The sequence below is a fragment of the Pseudomonas sp. JDS08PS003 genome (genome assembly GCF_045013505.1).
Taxonomy (GTDB): Bacteria; Pseudomonadota; Gammaproteobacteria; order Pseudomonadales; family Pseudomonadaceae; genus Aquipseudomonas; species Aquipseudomonas protegens_B.
On record NZ_CP120724.1, the window covers coordinates 3,220,277 to 3,238,913 of the forward strand.

At 63.7% G+C, this 18,637-nt stretch carries 15 protein-coding genes; 5 read left to right on the forward strand and 10 right to left on the reverse strand.

The window, feature by feature from the left end; genetic code table 11:
* Positions 1-9: 9 nt before the first annotated feature.
* Positions 10-2,448: a hypothetical protein gene (locus P7C00_RS14845; protein WP_404939687.1), complete on the reverse strand. Its 2,439-nt coding sequence runs from the start codon at positions 2,446-2,448 to the stop codon at positions 10-12.
* A 291-nt stretch (positions 2,449-2,739) separates the two neighbouring features.
* Between P7C00_RS14845 and P7C00_RS14850 the strand changes: the two genes are divergently transcribed.
* Together P7C00_RS14850 and P7C00_RS14855 are read left to right on the forward strand one after the other, a co-directional pair.
* Positions 2,740-3,912, forward strand: coding sequence for an NnrS family protein (locus P7C00_RS14850; RefSeq protein WP_404939689.1), 1,173 nt, complete (start codon positions 2,740-2,742; stop codon positions 3,910-3,912).
* 96 nt (positions 3,913-4,008) lie between these two features.
* Positions 4,009-4,977 (forward strand): sensor domain-containing diguanylate cyclase, encoded by a 969-nt coding sequence (locus tag P7C00_RS14855; protein WP_346632763.1) that lies wholly within the window; start codon positions 4,009-4,011, stop codon positions 4,975-4,977.
* Positions 4,978-5,040: 63 nt separating this feature from the next.
* Here P7C00_RS14855 and P7C00_RS14860 read toward each other — a convergent pair whose 3' ends face one another.
* From P7C00_RS14860 to gloB, 8 genes are all read right to left on the reverse strand, one after another.
* The gene (locus P7C00_RS14860; RefSeq protein WP_404939691.1) at positions 5,041-5,916 is read right to left on the reverse strand and encodes a hypothetical protein; all 876 of its coding nucleotides are present in this window, start codon (positions 5,914-5,916) and stop codon (positions 5,041-5,043) included.
* Positions 5,917-5,997: 81 nt separating this feature from the next.
* A complete protein-coding gene (locus tag P7C00_RS14865; protein ID WP_404939693.1) occupies positions 5,998-7,608 on the reverse strand; it encodes an ABC transporter ATP-binding protein in 1,611 nt (536 codons plus the stop codon).
* Between the two features lies 1 nt (position 7,609).
* Positions 7,610-8,629 carry an ABC transporter permease gene (locus P7C00_RS14870; RefSeq protein ID WP_199009713.1) on the reverse strand — a complete coding sequence of 340 codons (1,020 nt, stop codon included), beginning with the start codon at positions 8,627-8,629 and terminating at the stop codon, positions 7,610-7,612.
* A 1-nt stretch (position 8,630) separates the two neighbouring features.
* On the reverse strand, positions 8,631-9,704 hold the full coding sequence (locus P7C00_RS14875) for a microcin C ABC transporter permease YejB (RefSeq protein ID WP_025128323.1): 1,074 nt from the start codon (positions 9,702-9,704) through the stop codon (positions 8,631-8,633).
* A 1-nt stretch (position 9,705) separates the two neighbouring features.
* The gene (locus P7C00_RS14880) at positions 9,706-11,556 is read right to left on the reverse strand and encodes an extracellular solute-binding protein (RefSeq protein WP_404939695.1); all 1,851 of its coding nucleotides are present in this window, start codon (positions 11,554-11,556) and stop codon (positions 9,706-9,708) included.
* Complete coding sequence (locus P7C00_RS14885) at positions 11,553-13,382, reverse strand: extracellular solute-binding protein (protein WP_404939697.1); 1,830 nt, start codon at positions 13,380-13,382, stop codon at positions 11,553-11,555. Before P7C00_RS14885 ends, P7C00_RS14880 begins: the two co-directional genes overlap by 4 nt.
* A 172-nt stretch (positions 13,383-13,554) precedes the next feature.
* On the reverse strand, positions 13,555-14,985 hold the full coding sequence (locus P7C00_RS14890) for a transglycosylase SLT domain-containing protein (protein WP_404939699.1): 1,431 nt from the start codon (positions 14,983-14,985) through the stop codon (positions 13,555-13,557).
* Between the two features lie 99 nt (positions 14,986-15,084).
* Positions 15,085-15,852, reverse strand: coding sequence for a hydroxyacylglutathione hydrolase (gene gloB, locus P7C00_RS14895; RefSeq protein ID WP_404939701.1), 768 nt, complete (start codon positions 15,850-15,852; stop codon positions 15,085-15,087).
* Between the two features lie 65 nt (positions 15,853-15,917).
* Here gloB and P7C00_RS14900 point away from each other — a divergent pair, with 65 nt between their 5' ends.
* Positions 15,918-16,676, forward strand: coding sequence for a methyltransferase domain-containing protein (locus tag P7C00_RS14900; RefSeq protein ID WP_404939703.1), 759 nt, complete (start codon positions 15,918-15,920; stop codon positions 16,674-16,676).
* A gap of 108 nt (positions 16,677-16,784) precedes the next feature.
* The gene (gene rnhA, locus P7C00_RS14905; protein WP_346632771.1) at positions 16,785-17,234 is read left to right on the forward strand and encodes a ribonuclease HI; all 450 of its coding nucleotides are present in this window, start codon (positions 16,785-16,787) and stop codon (positions 17,232-17,234) included.
* 5 nt (positions 17,235-17,239) lie between these two features.
* On the opposite strand, the gene P7C00_RS14910 is transcribed toward rnhA, so the two are convergent.
* Positions 17,240-17,563, reverse strand: coding sequence for a DUF2388 domain-containing protein (locus P7C00_RS14910; protein ID WP_404939705.1), 324 nt, complete (start codon positions 17,561-17,563; stop codon positions 17,240-17,242).
* A 180-nt stretch (positions 17,564-17,743) separates the two neighbouring features.
* On the opposite strand from P7C00_RS14910, the gene dnaQ reads away from it, so the two are divergent.
* A complete protein-coding gene (gene dnaQ / locus P7C00_RS14915) occupies positions 17,744-18,493 on the forward strand; it encodes a DNA polymerase III subunit epsilon (RefSeq protein WP_346632773.1) in 750 nt (249 codons plus the stop codon).
* Positions 18,494-18,637 lie beyond the last annotated feature (144 nt).

An 18,637-nucleotide genomic window follows, 5' to 3' on the forward strand; every position in this document is an offset into this window, starting at 1 on the left:
GCCGCAGCTTCAAGGGGGCGACTTGCTGAAGGCCGGGTGATGCGGGCGCGGCAACGCCTGCCAGGCGCTCGCCTGGGCCTGGTCGGCAGCGCACAGCCAGAGGCCCTGGTGTTCTTGCAGGGGGGCGGCGGGCAGGCGCAGCAACTCGGCCAATCCCAGGCTCAGGCCTCGACCCGGATCGGGGTCGTCCGCCGCTTCCCAGTCCCGTTCGAACAGGCGCAACTCCAGGTCCTGCCCATCGAAGTGCTGGAACAGCGGTCGATGACGCAGCCACTGGGGCGCGATCCGCAGGCTGCGTTCCTCGACATCCAGCAACAACAGCTGCCAGGCGCGGTAGCTGTCCTCGACGTCGAGCTGCAGCCGGGTCAAGGCCAGGTAGCGGGCATCGGGGGACCAGATCATCGACGGCGCGAGGTTCGCCAGGGCGCAGCCGCTGGCGGTGAGCAGGTGAGCACCGAGTCGCGGGCTGGTTTCCCGCAACCAGCTGTCGGCGTATTCGGTTTCACTGCCGAACAGCCAGGCGGCATCCCGGCCTCCGGGTGCCGGCTGGATAAAGTCGCCCTCGGCGATGGCGGCCTGGGGGCGATCCACCAAGCGCCAGTCGGCGATCGGCAGCAGTTGCTGCTCGGTGACCGCAAAGCGCTGGCGTTGATAACAGAGCTGGGAATCGTCCCGGTCGGTACAAAACGCCGCAGCGTGGTCCGGCGCGGGCGCGCTCTGATTGAAGCGTTGCAGGGGGCTGCCGGACAGCCCCTGGTCGAGGCGTCCGACGATGACCGCGAGGCTCAGTTGGCCATCGCGAAAATCCAGCAGGCGCGCCGCCAGCAAGGCCGGGCTGTGCAGCAGGCGTTGCTGCTGCAGGTCGGCCACCACCGCTCGGCCACTGACCTGTGGGGCCTCGGCAAACGGCAGCAAGGCCAGGTAGCGCTGGCAATCGGATACCCGGTGATCCAGCAGCCAGCGCCCGGGCAACTGCCAGTCGCCGATCCGGCAGGCGTAGGCGCCCAGGCCCTGATCGTCGTCAGCCAGCCAGCTCAGCAGCGCCCGCTGGCCGCCCAGCATCGGCGCCGACTCGATCTGGCTGTCACCGCGCAGGCCGGCACTGTCCAGAGGTTGCAGCACCTGGGTGCGGGCCAGGGGCAGTTCGGCCACTTGCAGGCGGCCTTGGGGGTCGTGGCCGCTGCCGGTCTCGGTGTCGCTGTGGATGCTGTGCAGGCGATAGCCGAAGCGGCCCCGGTCCGGTTCGGCGCAGTCCAGGTAGGCGCCATGGCGCAGGTGCTGTGAGTCCAGGCTCAGTAACGGGCCGGTAGAGAAGGACGGCTCCGTCGGGCTGGCGACCCAGGGCGCGGGCAAGAGTCGCCAACCCTGGCCTGCTTGCCACAGCCAGCAACCTTCTGCGTCCGCCTGATCCTCTTGGCGGGCCACGCAGGCCAGGGACCGGCCGTCGGCGCTCCAGCAGCGCGCAGCATCGGCGCGAATCAACAGGCCGCTGGGCTGGCCGTCGAGGCTCAGTCGATAGGGCGCGGCCTGCAGGGGTTCCAGGGGCTGGGGCAGGTCTCTGACACTGGCGGGCAGGGCCAGTTGCGCCTGGAGTCGGTGGCGCGCGTCCGGGGAGGATTCCTCGAAGCATTGCCGGGACAGGGCCGCCATCCAGTCGCCGGGTTCCAGCCAGAGATCGGCGATGGCCACCAGTTCGACGGATTCGGCGTCCTGGAGCAGTGCAGCCAGGCTGGCGTGGCGCGGGCCATTGTCCACCAAGGGGCTGTGGCGTCCGCTCAGGGTGTCCTCGGCGAAGGCGTCCAGCTCCCAGAACTCGCCGTGGTCGCAGCGGTACAGCCGGCGCAACGAGCGGTCGAGGATCGCCAGGCCCCACTGTTGGCGCGAAGGCAGCGGGGCGGCGAAATAGCGCCCGTCACTGGAGAACCGTGCCGAGGAACCCAGCCCTTGCAACAGCACACCGTCCGGGAACAGATAATCGCAATAGGTGGGGCCGCCCATGGCGATCTCGCCGTGGTTGAACACCCGGATCGGCAGGCCTTCCGGGGTTTGCTGCGGTTCGCCGCCACCCCAGGCGCTGACGGCAGTGGCAGGAGGCTGCACCAGGCCCAGGCGGCGTTCCAGATGGCTGACCGCTGCCAGCCCGGCAAAGATGCTGGCGAAGGCTGCCGCGATGTCCCAGTACGCCGGCAGGGCCCGGCCCAGGCTGAAACCCAGGCCAAACGCCGCACTGATCATCAGTCGGGCCATGGCGCGAGCGGTTCTGAGCCAACCCAGGCGCGCCGCCAGGGCCATGCACGCGGCACAACCGAGCACCACGGCCAGGGCCTGGGGCGGGGGCAGCAAGGTGACGAAGAAAATCGGTACCAGCAGGGCGCACAACTGCCAGAGCAACTCCAGCAACAGGCGCGACAGGCTTTTCTCGGGCGAAACGCGAGAGGTGGAGGGCAACGAAGACATCCTTGTGCGGCAGAGGGGCTGGGGATGCCAATCTACGCTGGCGGCGGGCAAAACGCAGCTGGGAATTGGCGGTCATATTGACTTGGTTGGTGTCTTAATGACCTTTTTCGATCGTTGTCAAAAAGACTGTTCAAGACCCAGGTCCCCAGTTTGCGGCAGGTCTGGCGCTGGCATGAATCGTGATGGGGATGGGTTATATCGCCACTGATTGGCCGAGGAGCCCCACGATGATCCGCTACTGCAATTGGCCACTGTCTGTCCTGAACCCGGGGAGGGCTGCCTGTGTCCTTGCCTGAACGTTGGCGGCAATGGGCCGCACAGCCGTTGTGGAGCCTGGGCTTCCGGCCGTTTTTCCTGACGGGGGCCGCCTTCGCTTGTATCGCCCTGATGGGTTGGGGCCTGTGGCTGCACGGTGGCTGGAGCGGGCGCCAGCCGGTGGGCGGGATGCTGGCCTGGCACCGCCACGAGATGCTGTTCGGTTTTTCCGTGGCCATCATTGCCGGGTTCCTGCTGACGGCGGTGGCCAACTGGACCGGGCGTCCGGGCCTCAGTCGCACGCCGTTGATCCTGCTGTGGCTGGTTTGGCTGCTGGCGCGGCTGGCTTGGTGGCTGCCGGTACCGGCGCCACTGTTCCTGGTGCTGCAAGTGGCGTTCATGCCGGCGCTGGCCGGGGTGGTGGGGCACGAACTGTGGCGCGCCGGCAAGCGTGACAACTACCCCATCGTGCTGATCCTGGGGCTGCTGACGGTGTTTCAGGGGCTGGCCTTGTGGGGGCTGCTGGGTCACCAGGAGCTATGGCAGCGGCGCGGCGAACTGGGGGCGTTGTGGCTGGTGGCGACCCTGATGACGGTGATCGGTGGCCGGGTCATCCCGTTCTTTATCCAGCGCGGGCTCAATCTGCCGCCGACACCGGCCGGGTCGCCCTGGCCGACCCGACTGTTACTGGTCGGTAGCCTACTGGCGGCCCTGTCCATGGCCCTGGGCGGCGGTGACGGGCCGCAGCTCTGGCTGGCCCCGTTGTTCGTCCTGCTGGCGGCCTTGCATCTGTGGCGCCTGTGGCGCTGGCACCGGCCGGGCGTGTGGCGTCTGCCGTTGCTCTGGTCGCTGTACCTGGCGTACCTGTGGCTGGCCCTGGCCACCCTGGGCATGGCCCTGTGGCACCTGGGCTGGCCGCTGCAACAGAGCCTGGTGACCCATGCTCTGGCGGTGGGCGGCCTGGGCGGGTTGGTGCTGGGGATGATCGCCCGGGTCAGCCTTGGCCACAGCGGTCGGCCGCTGCAGGTGACCCGGGCCATGGCCGGGGCTTTTGCCTTGTTGTTCCTGGCGGCGGTGTGCCGGGTCCTGCTGGTGCCGTTCAGCAGCTTGGGGTTGGGGCTCTCGGCGGTGCTGGGGGCGCTGGCGTTTGCCCTGTTCGTTGGCGGATATGCGCGGATTCTGCTGACGCCACGGCTTTGAGAGGCATCAATCAGGGACATCGAGCAACATCGCTACAAGGGAGGCAGTGGTCAAACTGGACTACGCTTGCGGTCTTAGCCGCGAATGGAGTCAGCGATGTTGTACCCAAGCAAACCCAACAATGAGGCCCTGCGAGTTCAGACCCTGAGGGAGCTGAATGTCCTCGATACTTCGCCGGAAGAGCGCTTCGACCGCCTGACCCGGCTGGCCAAGCGCCTGTTCAATGTGCCGATCGCCCTGGTCAGCCTGGTGGACACCGACCGGCAGTGGTTCAAGTCCTGCGTGGGATTGAGCGCCACGCAAACCCCGCGGGACATTTCCTTCTGCGGCCACGCGATTCTCGGCGACCAGATCCTCACCGTTTGCGACGCCGAACTGGACGAGCGTTTCCATGACAACCCGCTGGTGATCGGCGAGCCGGGGATTCGCTTCTATGCCGGTTGCCCATTGACCGTGCCCAACGGCAGCAAGTTGGGCACCCTGTGCCTGATCGACGTCAAGCCCCGGGACCTGGACGACGAGGAGCGCACCCTGCTGCGGGACCTGGCGCGCATGGCCGAGCAGGAGTTGGCTGCGGTACAGATGGCCAGCATGGATGAGATGACCCTGCTGTCCAATCGTCGCGGCTTCGAAGCCCTGGCCCGACACGCCCTTGGGGTCTGTAAGCGCCTGGAGAAGCCGGCGACCCTGCTGTTTTTCGACCTCAACGAGTTCAAGCAGATCAACGACAGCTACGGCCATGCCGAAGGCGACGGGGCATTGAAGACCTTTGCCGATGTGCTGCGCATTGCCTTTCGCGAGAGCGATGTGATCGGCCGCCTGGGCGGCGATGAGTTCGTGGCCCTGCTGACCGCTGCCGATCACGTCGAGACTTCGGCGATCATGGCGCGCCTCGGTGAAATCCTCGATGAACGCAACGCCACCCTGAAACGCGGCTACGACATCCGCTTCAGCGTGGGGCAGATCGAGTACGACCCCGAGCGCCACGCCGGTATCGAAGAACTCTTGGCCGATGCCGACAAAGCCATGTATCTGCACAAGCAGGCCGGCAAGCGCGCCCATTGAGTTTTGCAGCAGACAAGCCCCGGACCCTGGAGCGGGGCTGCGACAAAAGGATATTGCATGCCGCTACTCGCTGCGTTCCATGAGCGGTGGCTCATATCCTTCCTCGATGTTCACCCCGGCGGCCCTGGCTCGAGTTTCCGCTTGCGAACGACGTTGCAGCAGTGCTTTCAACTGAGCCGGTAGCCGTGTTTTCCATTGTGCTCGTTGTTCCTCGGCAAAATCGCCGGCCCAGAACGTATCCAGTGACATCAGGTTTATGCTGATCAGGTAGACACCGGTTTCCAAGGGTGCGCTTTTCGAGTCGTAGCGCAGGGCTCGGACATGGGCAATGTAGTTGCCGTGATAGAGATACCAGTCATAAAACGTAGAGACGCCGAGCCATTCTTCAAGGCTCATTTCACGGTTGGCATCGAACAGCGGGTGGCTGAGCGGGTTGGTACCCAAGAGACTGTTTTTCCAGTCGAGTTTATTCAGTTCAGAACCGGGTATTCGTGGGTCCGAAGGGTAGTAGTACTTTTGCCATCCAGCGCTCTTCAACTCCCTGATGAGGCGATAGATCAGGTCCTTGTTTTGCTGATGGGGGCTGTTGTCCGGCAGGCCGCGAAGGTCGATGTTCAATGCCTGGATGTTGCTCGATGCCTTGCCATCAACGGCAATGCTCAAACCGGCTACCTGATCCAGCTCAAGAGTGCCCTCAGGCTCAGAGAGGCTCAGGTTCAGCAGCACGCCTCGCCGATCCGCTTCATACCAGCACATGTCGAGCGCATCCAGGCAGTCGGCGGTAAAGCTCACCGGGCTGTTTTTGAGGAATTGAGCAACCGGTGCGCCTAAACGGATATGAAGGCTTGCGAGGTTGCCCGGAGTCTTATTCGGGTCTTTATCTTGTGTGCTGTCGCAGCCGGCTAGAAAGATCAACAGCAACAGATAGCACCACTTCATGTTGGACTGTTCCCACGGGCGATCTTTGCGGTTTCATTTTCCATATGATTTTTTACGTCGAGCATCCGTTCCTGTTGCAGATTATTCGGCGCTTGCCGGAGCCAGGAAGGCGGCTTCCAGTAATTGCCGTGTGTACGGATGTTGTGGGAGGGCAAAGATGCTGCGCGCGTCGCCCTGTTCCACCACCTGGCCGTGCTTGATCACCATCAACTGGTGGCTCAGGGCCTTGACCACCGCCAGGTCATGGCTGATGAACAGGTAGGTCAGGTTGTACTTGCTCTGCAGCTTGCGCAGCAGTTCCACCACCTGGCGCTGCACGGTGCGATCCAGGGCTGAGGTCGGCTCGTCCAACAGGATCAGCCGCGGCTTGAGCACCAGGGCCCGGGCGATGGCAATGCGCTGGCGTTGGCCACCGGAAAACTCATGGGGGTAGCGGTGCCGGGTTTGTGGGTCCAGGCCCACCTCCTCGAGCGCTTCGATGATCGCTTGTTCCTGCTCCTGTTCGCTGCCGATCTTGTGGATGCGCAAGCCTTCGCCAACGATCTGGCTCACGCTCATGCGCGGGCTGAGGCTGCCAAAGGGGTCCTGGAACACCACCTGCATTTCCCGCCGCAGCGGCCGTACCTGTTGCTGGGACAGGGCGTCCAGCTGCTGTCCCTCGAACCGAATCCCGCCCTGGCTGGAGATCAGGCGCAGGATCGCCAGGCCCAGGGTCGACTTGCCCGAGCCGCTTTCACCGACGATGCCCAGGGTCTGGCCCTGGGGCAGGCTGAAGTGGATGCCGTCCACGGCCTTGACGTGATCCACGGTGCTGCGCAGCAGGCCTTTCTTGATCGGGAACCAGACCTTGAGGTTGTCCACTTCCAGCAACGGCGGGCCGATCGGGTTGTTCGCCGGGGTGCCGCTGGGCTCCGCCGCCAGCAGTTCCCGGGTGTAGGGATGCTGCGGCGCACGGAACAGATCCTCACAGGACGCCTGTTCGACGATGCAACCCTTCTGCATCACGCAGACCCGGTGGGCAATGCGCCGCACCAGATTCAGGTCGTGGCTGATCAGCAGCAGCGCCATCCCCAGGCGTGCCTGCAATTCCTTGAGCAGTTCAAGGATCTTCAACTGCACGGTGACGTCCAGGGCCGTGGTGGGTTCGTCGGCAATCAGCAGCTCCGGCTCGTTGGCCAGGGCCATGGCGATCATCACCCGTTGCCGCTGGCCACCGGACAGCTCATGGGGCAGGGCCTTGAGGCGCTTGTGGGGTTCGGGGATGCCCACCAGTTCCAGCAGTTCCAGGGTGCGCTTGCTGGCGACCTTGCCGGTCAGGCCCTTGTGGATGCCCAGCACTTCGTTGATCTGCTTCTCGATGCTGTGCAGCGGGTTCAGCGAAGTCATGGGCTCCTGGAAGATCATGGCAATGCGGTTGCCGCGAATGTGGCGAATGGTCTTCTCGTTGAGGGTCAGCAGGTCATGCCCGGAGTAGTGGATGCTGCCGGACGGATGCTGGGCCAGGGGGTAGGGCAAAAGGCGCAGGATGGAGTGGGCGGTCACCGATTTGCCGGAGCCGCTTTCCCCTACCAGGGCCAGGGTTTCGCCGCGCTTGATGTCGAAGCTGATGCCTTCCACCACCCGCTGGCGATGCTCGCCGGCCACGAACTCGACAGCCAGGTTGCGGACTTCGATCAGATTGTCCTGGGTCATGTCATTTCCTCGGGTCGAAGGCATCGCGGGCGGACTCGCCGATAAACACCAGCAGGCTGAGCATCAGGGCCAGCACGGCAAACGCGCTCATGCCCAGCCAGGGCGCCTGCAGGTTGGATTTGCCCTGGGCCACCAGCTCGCCCAGGGACGGCGCGCCGGGGGGCAGGCCGAAGCCGAGGAAGTCCAGGGCGGTGAGGGTGCCGATGGCGCCCGTGAGGATGAAGGGCATGAAGGTCATGGTGGACACCATGGCATTGGGCAGGATGTGACGGAACATGATGGCGCCGTTCTGCATGCCCAGGGCCCTGGCCGCGCGCACGTATTCCAGGTTGCGCCCGCGCAGGAACTCGGCGCGCACCACGTCCACCAGGCTCATCCAGGAGAACAGCAGCATGATCCCCAGCAACCACCAGAAGTTGGGCTGCACGAAGCTGGCCAGAATGATCAGCAGGTAGAGCACCGGCAGCCCGGACCAGATCTCCAGGAAACGTTGCCCGGCAAGGTCTACCCAGCCGCCGTAGAAGCCCTGCAGGGCGCCGGCGATGACCCCGATGATCGAGCTGAGGATGGTCAGGGTCAGGGCGAACAGCACCGAGATGCGAAAGCCGTAGATGACCCGGGCCAGCACATCACGGCCCTGGTCGTCGGTTCCCAGCAGGTTGTCCGCCGAGGGCGGCGCCGGCGCCGGCACCCGCAGGTCGTAGTTGATGCTCTGGTAGCTGAAGGGGATCGGCGCCCAGAGCACCCAGGCATCCTTCTGCGCCAGCAGCTCGCGGATATAGGGGCTTTTGTAGTTGGCCTCCAGGGGAAACTCGCCGCCGAAGGTGGTTTCCGGGTAGCGCTTGAGGGCCGGGAAGTACCAGCCGCCTTCGTAGTGCACCACCAACGGCTTGTCGTTGGCGATCAGTTCGGCGCCCAGGCTGAGGATGAATAGCACCAGGAACAGCCAGAGTGACCACCAGCCGCGTTTATTGGCCTTGAAGCGCTCGAAGCGCCGACGATTGAGGGGGGACAGGTTCATCTCAATGCTCCCGGCTGTCGAAGTCGATGCGCGGATCGACCAGGGTGTAGGTCAGGTCGCCGATCAGTTTCACCACCAATCCCAGCAGGGTGAAGATGAACAGGGTGCCGAACACCACCGGGTAGTCGCGGTTGATCGCCGCCTCGAAGCTCATCAGGCCCAGGCCGTCGAGGGAGAAAATCACCTCCACCAGCAGGGATCCGGTGAAGAAGATGCCGATGAAGGCCGAGGGGAAGCCGGCGATCACCAGCAGCATGGCGTTGCGGAACACATGGCCGTATAGCACGCGACGCTGGGTCAGGCCCTTGGCCTTGGCGGTGATCACGTATTGCTTGTTGATCTCGTCGAGGAAGCTGTTCTTGGTCAGCAGGGTCATGGTGGCGAAGTGGCCAATCACCAGGGCGGTGACCGGCAGCGCCAGGTGCCAGAAGTAGTCGAGGATCTTGCGCCCCCAGCTCAACTGGTCGAAGTCGTTGGAGGTCAGGCCGCGCAGGGGGAACCAGTTGAAATAGCTGCCGCCGGCGAACACCACGATCAGCAGGATGGCGAACAGGAAGGCCGGGATTGCATAGCCGACGATGATCGCCGAGCTGGTCCAGACGTCGAAGTGGCTGCCGTGGCGGGTGGCCTTGGCGATCCCCAGGGGGATCGACACCAGGTACATGATCAGGGTGCTCCACAGCCCCAGGGAAATGGACACCGGCATCTTTTCCTTGATCAGGTCCACCACCTTGGCGTCACGGAAGAAGCTGTTGCCGAAATCCAGGGTGGCGTAGTTCTTGATCATGATCCACAAGCGTTCCGGCGCCGATTTGTCGAAGCCGTACATGTGCTCGATTTCCTTGATCAGGGCCGGGTCCAGGCCCTGGGCGCCGCGGTAGCTGCTGCCTGCCACCGAGACTTCGGCACCGCCGCCGGCGATGCGGCTGGTGGCGCCGTCGAAACCTTCGAGCTTGGCGATCATCTGCTCCACCGGGCCACCGGGCGCGGCCTGGATGATCACGAAGTTGATCAGCAGGATGCCCAGCAGGGTGGGGATGATCAGCAGCAGTCGGCGAACGATATAGGCCAGCATGTCATTGCACCCTGTCGGCCGCGGCCGCCTGGTCCGGGGCCGGTTCTACGGCGGGCTTGGCATCGGGTTTGATCCACCAGGTGTTGATGCCGATGTCGTACTTGGGCGCGACTTTCGGGTGGCCGATGTGGTCCCAGTAGGCCACGCGCCAGGTCTTGATGTGCCAGTTGGGGATCACGTAGTAGCCCCATTGCAGGACCCGGTCCAGGGCCTTGGCATGGGCCACCAGGCTGTTGCGCGAGTCGGCGTTGATCAGGCTTTCCACCAGGCTGTCGATGGCCGGGTCCTTGAGGCCGATGTAGTTGCGGCTGCCGGGCTTGTCGGCGCTGGAAGACATCCAGAACTCGCGTTGCTCGTTACCCGGGGAGTTGGACTGGGGGAAGCTGCCGACGATCATGTCGAAGTCCCGGGAACGCACCCGGGTGATGTACTGGGACACGTCGACCCGGCGGATCACCAGCTCGATCCCCAGGTCGGCCAGGTTGCGCTTGAACGGCAGCAGCACCCGTTCGAACTCGGTCTGGGCCAGGAGGAATTCGATCACCAGCGGCTTGCCCTGGGCGTCGACCATCTTGTCGTCGACGATGCGCCAGCCGGCTTCCTGCAGCAGTTGGTAGGCCCGGCGTTGCTGGGCGCGGATCATGCCGCTGCCGTCGCACTGGGACGGCGCGAAGGCCTCGTCGAACACCTGCTCGGGAATCTTGTCGCGCAAGGGTTCGAGGATGGCCAGCTCGTTGGGGCCCGGCAGGCCGGTGGCGGCCATCTCCGAGTTCTCGAAGTAGCTGCGGGTGCGGGTGTAGGCGCCATTGAACAGCTGCTTGTTGCTCCATTCGAAGTCCAACAGCAGGCTCAGGGCATGACGCACCCGCACGTCCTGGAATATCGGCCGGCGGGTGTTGAAGACAAAACCCTGCATGCCGGTGGGGTTGCCGTTGGCGATCTGTTCCTTGATCAAGCGTCCCTGGGCCACGGCCGGGATGTTGTAGGCGTTGGCCCAGTTCTTCGCGCTCATCTCCAGCCAATAGTCGAACTGGCCGGCCTTGAGGGCCTCCAGCGCCACGGTGTTGTCACGGTAGTAATCGCTGGTCATCACGTCGAAGTTGTAGAAGCCGCGGTTGACCGGCAGGTCCCTGGCCCAGTAGTCCTTGACCCGCTCGTAGCGGATCGAGCGTCCGGCCTTGACCTCGGTCACCCGGTAGGGGCCGCTGCCCAGGGGCACTTCCAGGTTGCTCTTGGCAAAGTCCCGATGTTCCCACCAGTGCTTGGGCAGGACCGTCAGTTGGCCGAGGATCAACGGCAGCTCGCGGTTGTTGCTGTGCTTGAACTTGAACAGCACCCGCAGCGGGTCTTCGGCGATCACCTGATCAACGTCGGCGTAGTAGCCACGGTACAGCGGCGAACCGGCGCTCATCAGGGTCTGGAAGCTGAACACCACGTCCTCGGCGCGAATCGGCTGGCCGTCGTTGAAGCGAGCCTCCGGGCGCAGGTAGAAACGCACCCAGCTGTTGTCCGGGGCTTTCTCGATCTTGCCCGCCACCAGGCCGTACTCGGTGAAGGGTTCGTCCAGGCTCTGGGTCATCAGGGTGTCGTAGATCAGACCGATGTTGAGCTCGGGCACGCCTTTGCTGATGAACGGATTGAGGCTGTCGAAGCTGCCGAAGCCGGCCATGCGGAAGGTGCCGCCCTTGGGGGCCTGGGGGTCGACGAAGTCGAAGTGCTGGAAGTTCGCCGGGTATTTCGGCGCTTCGTTGTACAGGGTCAGGGCATGTTGCGGCGCAGCCTGGGCACAGCAGGCGATGACGCCGAACAACAGGCCGCTGGTGCGCAGGAGCAGGGCACGCAGAGGCATCATTGGGTGTTCTCCAGGGACTTCAGCCACCAGGCATTCAAGCCCAGGTTGTAGGGCGGCGTGGTGACGAAGGCGAACCGGTTACGGTAGGCCAGACGGTGATGGTTGAGGTACCAGTTGGGAATCATGTAGTGCTGCCACAGCAGTACCCGGTCCAGGGCGCGGCCGGCGGCCAGTTGCTCGTCCCGGCTCTGGGCGGCCAGCAGTTGTTCCAGCAGGTGATCGACAATCGGATTGTTGATGCCTGCGTAGTTCTTGCTGCCCTTGACCGAGACCTGGCTGGAGTGGAAGTACTGCCATTGCTCCAGGCCCGGGCTCAGGGTCTGGTTGAGAGTCATGAGAATCATGTCGTAGTCGAACTGATCCAGGCGTTGCTTGTACTGCGCTCGGTCCACGGTGCGCAGGCGGGCGTCGATGCCGATGCTGGCCAGGTTCTCCACATAAGGTTGGAGAATGCGCTCCAGGTTGGGGTTGACCAGCATCAGTTCCAGGCGCAGTGGCTGTCCGGCGCTGTTCTGCAGGCGCTGGCCATTGAGCTTCCAGCCGGCTTCGGCCAGCAGCGCCAGGGCGCGACGCAGGGTCTGGCGGGGGATGCCCCGGCCTTCGGTGCGCGGCAGGCTGAAGGCCTGGGTGAAGAGGTTGGGGGGCAGTTGTTCGCGGTAGGGCGAGAGCAGCAGCCACTCATGGCCCACCGGCAGGCCCGTGGCGGAGAACTCGTTGTTGGGGTAGTAGCTCAGGGTGCGCTGGTAGGCACCGCTGAACAGGGTGCGGTTGGTCCATTCGAAGTCGAACATCAGGCCCAGGGCCTCACGCACGCGAACGTCGGCGAAGAGGCTGCGCCGGGTATTCATGAACAGGCCCTGGGTCTGGGTCGGAATCTGGTGCGCCACCTGGGCCTTGATCACCTCGCCGCGCGTGACCGCCGGGAAGTTGTAGCCATTGGCCCAGTTCTTGGCCTGGTGCTCGATGTAGATGTCGAACTCACCGGCCTTGAAGGCTTCGAAAGCCACATCGCTGTCGCGGTAGAACTCCACCTCGACCCGGTCGAAGTTGTTGAAGCCGCGGTTGACCGGCAAGTCCTTGCCCCAGTAGTCCTTGACCCGTTCGAACACCAGTTGGCGTCCGGGCTGGACCTGGGTGATGCGATAGGGGCCGCTGCCCAGGGGCGGGGTGAAGGTGGTGGCCTTGAAGTCGCGGTCTTTCCAGTAGTGCTGGGGCAGGACCGGCAACTCTCCCAGGCGCAGGATCAGCAGGGGGTTGCCGGCGCGCTTGAACACGAAGCGGATGCGCTGCGGGCCGAGGATGTCCACCCGCTGCACTTCCTGCAGGTTGGTGCGGTATTGCGGGTGGCCGTCCTTGAGCAGCAGGCGATAGGAAAACGCCACGTCGTAGGCGGTGATCGGCTGGCCATCGTGAAAGCGCGCCTCGGGGCGCAGGTTGAACACCACCCAGCTGCGGTCCTCGCTGTACTCCACGGAGCGGGCGATCAGGCCATAGCTGGAGGTGGGTTCATCGCCGGAGGGCGCGTAGAGGCCGGTGCCGACCATCAACGGCTCGTTGAGCTCGTTGACGCCGTATTGCAGGAAGTTCGGCGTGGCTACCGGGCTGATGCCCTTGAAGGTATAGGGGTTGAGGGTGTCGAACGTGCCAAAGGCCATGACCCGCAAGGTGCCGCCTTTGGGCGCCACGGGATTGACCCAGTCGAAGTGGGTGAACTTGGCCGGGTACTTGAGCGTGCCAAACTGCGCATAACCATGACTTTCAGTGATCGTTGCGCTTGCGGGAAAGCTCAAGGCCAGACTGATGAAGAACAGAAGGAGGGGACGCATCGAGTCAGAGATCCGATCCAGGCGGCTTGGGCTTTGTGCTCCGTACAGTAACAGCTTGTATCAGCAGGAAAAAGCTCGCTGGCGCGCGCTTTGTGCAATTGAAATCTCCTGTAGGAGCCGGCTTGCCGGCGAAGGCTGTTCGCCGGCAAGCCAGCTCCTACAGGGGCGGATTTCAGTGCGGCAGGTAAACCGTCAGCATCTGGCCGGGCTTGAGGGCCTGGGCCGCGCGCGGGTTCCAGCGCTTGAGGTGCTGCATCTCGACGTTGAAGCGCTTGGCCACGATGTACAGCGAGTCGCCTTGCTTGACCTTGTACTGGGTCGACTTCTGCTTGCCGCTGCTGGCGACAGTGGTTTTCTTGCCGGCGGCCTTGCGGGTGTCCTGCATCACCAGGGTCTGGCCGACCTTGAGGTTCTTGCCGCTGAGCTTGTTCCAGCGTTGCAGGTCCTGCACATCCACCTTGTTGGCCTTGGCGATCAGGGTCAGGTTGTCGCCGTTCTTGACCCGGTAGATGCGCTTGGGCCGCAGCGAGTCGCGGCCTTCATCGCGGTCGAAGACCGGCTTGAGGGAGCGTTTGCTGATCAGCTCTTCGGGCTTCATGGTGGACAGGCTGGTGGTCAGCAGCTGGGCCTTGGACGTCGGCACCAGCAGGTGTTGCGGACCATCGACGGTGGTGCGCTGCTTGAACGCCGGATTGAGCTGGAACAGCTCGTCCTCGTCGATGTTGGCCACCGCCGCGACCTTGGACAGGTCCATGCGCTGGTTGATCTCCACCACCTGGAAGTAGGGTTCGTTGGCGATGGGGTTGAGATTGACGCCGTAGGCTTGCGGGGCCAGCACCACCTGGGACAGGGCCAGCAGCTTGGGTACATAGGCCTGGGTTTCGGTCGGCAGCGGCAGGTTCCAGTAGTCGGTGGGCAGGCCGAGCTTCTCGTTGCGCTCAATGGCCCGGCTGACCGTACCTTCACCGGCGTTGTAGGCGGCCAGCGCCAGTAGCCAGTCGCCGTTGAACATGTCGTGCAGGCGGGTCAGGTAGTCCAAGGCCGCGGTGGTCGATGCGGTGATGTCGCGTCGACCATCGTAGAAGCGGGTCTGGCGCAGGTTGAAGTAGCGACCGGTGGCCGGAACGAACTGCCAGAGGCCTACCGCATCGGCCCGGGAATAGGCCAGCGGGTTGTAGGCGCTCTCGATCACCGGCAGCAGGGCCAGTTCCAGCGGCATGTTGCGCTCTTCGAGACGTTCGACGATGTAGTGGATATAGAGGCTGCCGCGCTCGCCGGCATTTTCCAGGAAGGAAGGGTTGCTGGCGAACCACAGGCGCTGCTGTTCAATACGCGGGTTGACGCCCAGGCCTTCTTGCAGTTGGAACCCTTGGCGCATGCGTTCCCAGACGTCCTGGGGTATTTGCGGGCTTGGCTGGGTGCTCAGCCAGATGGGTTTCTGCTTGATGCGGGCGTTGAAATTCTGTGTGTGTGTCGCGTCGCTCTGCGGGGCATGGCCGGTGCTTTGGCAGCCCGCAAGAGTCGCTGACACAGCTACCGCGATGGCCTGGGCCAAGCGCGTCAATGCGTCTGAACTGATGGAATAACGAATAGATGACGACATTGGCTGGAAGTAAGTTCCGGGCAAAAATGTCGGGCGATTCTAGAAAGCACCCGGGGTGCGGTCAACCATTCAGAATTTTTGTGCCAATAGTTAGCCTGCTTAGAACTTATCTTTCCAGGCCCTCAGGGCCGCAAAGACCGCACTCTGCGACGGGTTATCCTGGCCATTCCGTTCGTCCGCTTTTTGTTTAACGGATGTTTCACCGGTACGCAAAAAGGGGTTGGTCAGTTTCTCCAGGGCCAGGGTCGATGGCAGGGTCATGTGCCCGTGCTCGCGCATTTGCGTGACTTTTTCCAGGCGCTGGGCGATGTCCGGATTGGCAGGTTCCACCGCCTGGGCGAAGCGCAGGTTGCTCAGGGTGTATTCGTGGGTGCAATAGATCAGGGTGTCGTCCGGCAGCGCGGCGAGGCGGCTGAGGGACTGGTGCATCTGCTCCGGGGTGCCTTCGAACAGACGGCCGCAACCGGCGGCGAACAGGGTGTCACCACAGAACAGCAGGCCGTGGTGGTAGTAGGCGATATGCCCCAGGGTGTGGCCCGGCACGGCGAACACTTCGAAGTCCCAGCCGAGGATGCTGGCGTGGTCGTTGGCGTCCAGGGCCACGTCGCGCCCGGGAATCTTTTCCTGTGCCGGGCCGTAGACCGTGGCGCCGCTGTGCTGTTTCAGGCGCTCGACACCACCGACATGATCGTGGTGATGGTGGGTCACCAGGATGTCGCTCAGGCTCCAGCCCGGGTGCTGTTCCAGCCAGGCCAGTACCGGCGCCGCATCCCCGGGATCGACAACTGCGCAGCGCTGGCTGCGATGATCTTGTAACAACCAGATGTAGTTGTCGGTGAAGGCGGGCAGGGCACTGATCTGTATCATCTTCGGATTCGCCAAGCGGAAAACATTGGCGCATCTTAGAGCTTCTTGGCGTGTTGGAGAATGCAATGACCGATAAAGCCTTCGCTCAGGCAGATCCCGACTGGCTGGCCCTGATCAGTGCGGCCCGGGACTGGTTGTCCGGCCCTCTGGGGCAGTTTCTGCTGGATGAAGAACGACGCATGCTTGAAGAGGAGCTGGGGCGTTTCTTCGGCGGTTATCTGGTGCACTACGGACCTTCGGCGCAGACCCCGCCGGCGGCGCCCCAGGTGCAGCGCAACGTACGCCTGGGCGCGCCATTGCCCGGGGTCGAGATTGTCTGTGAGGAACAGGCCTGGCCTCTGAGCGAACATGCTGCCGATGTGGTGGTGCTGCAGCACGGTCTGGATTTCTGCCTGTCACCCCACGGTCTGCTGCGAGAGGCGGCCAGCAGCGTAAGGCCCGGTGGCCACTTGCTGATTATCGGTATCAACCCCTGGAGCACCTGGGGCCTGCGTCATGTTTTCGCCCATGACGCCTTGCGCCAGGCCCGTTGCATCTCGCCGTCGCGGGTGGGCGACTGGCTCAACCTGCTGGGGTTCGCGCTGGAGAAACGCCGCTTCGGGTGCTATCGTCCGCCGCTTGCGTCGGCAGCATGGCAGGCACGACTGGCGGGCTGGGAGCGCAAGGCCGGGCAGTGGCAACTGTCTGGGGGCGGCTTCTATCTATTGGTGGCTCGCAAGATCGTCGTAGGCCTGCGCCCGGTGCGCCAGGTCCGGCGCGAACCGATGGGCAAGCTGGTACCGCTGCCCATGGCCAAGGTCAATCGCCGTAACAGCGAACCTTGATGACCTGTTGATACCTTCTTTTTATATGGACCGGCCGGGTTTTCCCGGCCCTGGGCATTGTCGATTCCAAGCGGCGGGCCACTGGCAATTTTCTGATGGAAGGCGTGGATGAGCGATAGCGTAGAAATCTTTACCGACGGTGCCTGCAAGGGCAATCCAGGCCCGGGTGGCTGGGGCGCTTTGTTGGTATGCAAGGGTGTCGAGAAGGAACTCTGGGGCGGCGAAGCCAACACCACCAACAATCGCATGGAACTGATGGCGGCGATTCGTGGCCTGGAAGAACTCAAGCGTGAATGCGATGTGTTGCTGGTCACCGACTCGCAGTATGTGATGAAGGGCATCAACGAGTGGATGGCCAACTGGAAGAAGCGCGGCTGGAAGACCGCGGCCAAGGAGCCGGTGAAGAACGCCGACCTGTGGCAGCAACTGGATGAACAGGTCAACCGCCACAACGTGAGCTGGAAATGGGTGCGCGGTCACACCGGCCATCACGGCAACGAGCGTGCCGACCAGTTGGCCAACCGTGGTGTGGACGAGGTCCGCGGCTACAAGGGCTGACGGCGTTACAGGGTGAGGATCGCCGCAGCCAGTTGGGTGTCGCTGTAGGGCGGGTTGTGCAGCACCTGGCGGATCCGCTGTAGCGCCGATGTCAGGCGCGCGCCGTGAATTGCCCCGTCGCTGGCGACAAAGGTCGCGGCATCGCTGCGGGCCTCCAGCACCAGTTTGTCGTCCTTGAAGGAACTACTGATTTTCGCTGTCCGCTCGCTGCTGGTCAGCAGGCCGCTCATGCTCAGATCGGTGCTGATCACCAGGCCGGTGGCGTGGCTGGCGCTGCTGAACAGGGCGATACACAGCAGGCATTGCAGGCGGCGAAGACCAGTCGACATGAGGCAGCGCGTCCAGAAGAAAGAAGGCCGGCACCCTAGCAGCCGGCCCCTGGGCGATCCTCATGAGCTTTGCAAACAACTGTTAAAAAGTGCGTGGCAGCGACATGACCGGTGCGCACACAGTCCATGGGTTGGGCATGCTAAAATCCCGCCCTTTGCCAGATTGAGAACGGACCACTGATGGCCAACAGATCTGTTGTACTCGATACCGAAACCACCGGTATGCCGGTGACCGACGGTCACCGGATCATTGAAATCGGTTGCGTCGAGTTGATCGGTCGGCGCCTGACCGGGCGGCACTTCCACGTTTACCTGCAACCGGATCGCGAGAGCGATGAAGGCGCCATCGGCGTCCACGGCATCACCAACGAATTCCTGGTGGGCAAGCCGCGTTTCGCCGAAGTCGCCGACGAGTTCTTCGACTTTATCCAGGGCGCGCAGCTGATCATCCACAACGCGGCGTTCGACGTTGGCTTCATCAACAACGAATTCGCCTTGATGGGTCAGCACGAGCGGGCCGACATCACCCAGCACTGCACCATCCTCGACACCCTGATGATGGCCCGTGAGCGGCACCCGGGGCAGCGCAACAGCCTCGACGCCCTGTGCAAACGCTACGGTGTCGACAACTCCGGCCGTGAATTGCACGGCGCCTTGCTCGACTCGGAGATCCTGGCCGACGTCTACCTGACCATGACCGGTGGCCAGACCAGCCTGTCCCTGGCGGGCAACGCCTCGGACGGCAACGGCTCCGGCGAGGGTGCCGGCCGGGCCTCGGAGATCCGCCGCTTGCCGGCCGATCGTCCGCGGGGGCGGATCATCCAGGCCAGCGAAGCCGAGTTGGCCGAGCACCAGACGCGCCTGGAGATCATCGCCAAGTCTGCCGGCGGCCCGGCACTGTGGACCCAATTGCTCGAAGCCCAGCAGTAAACCCCGCACCCCTGGCCTCTGCTGCAGGCTGTTGCGCTGCAGCCAGGGGCCAATTGTTCCAGTGCGACGTTTTGTTACACCGTGCCCCTGCCTGGGATGACACGAAGCGGCAGGAGCTTCTACCCTGAGTCCATTGGCGGGACC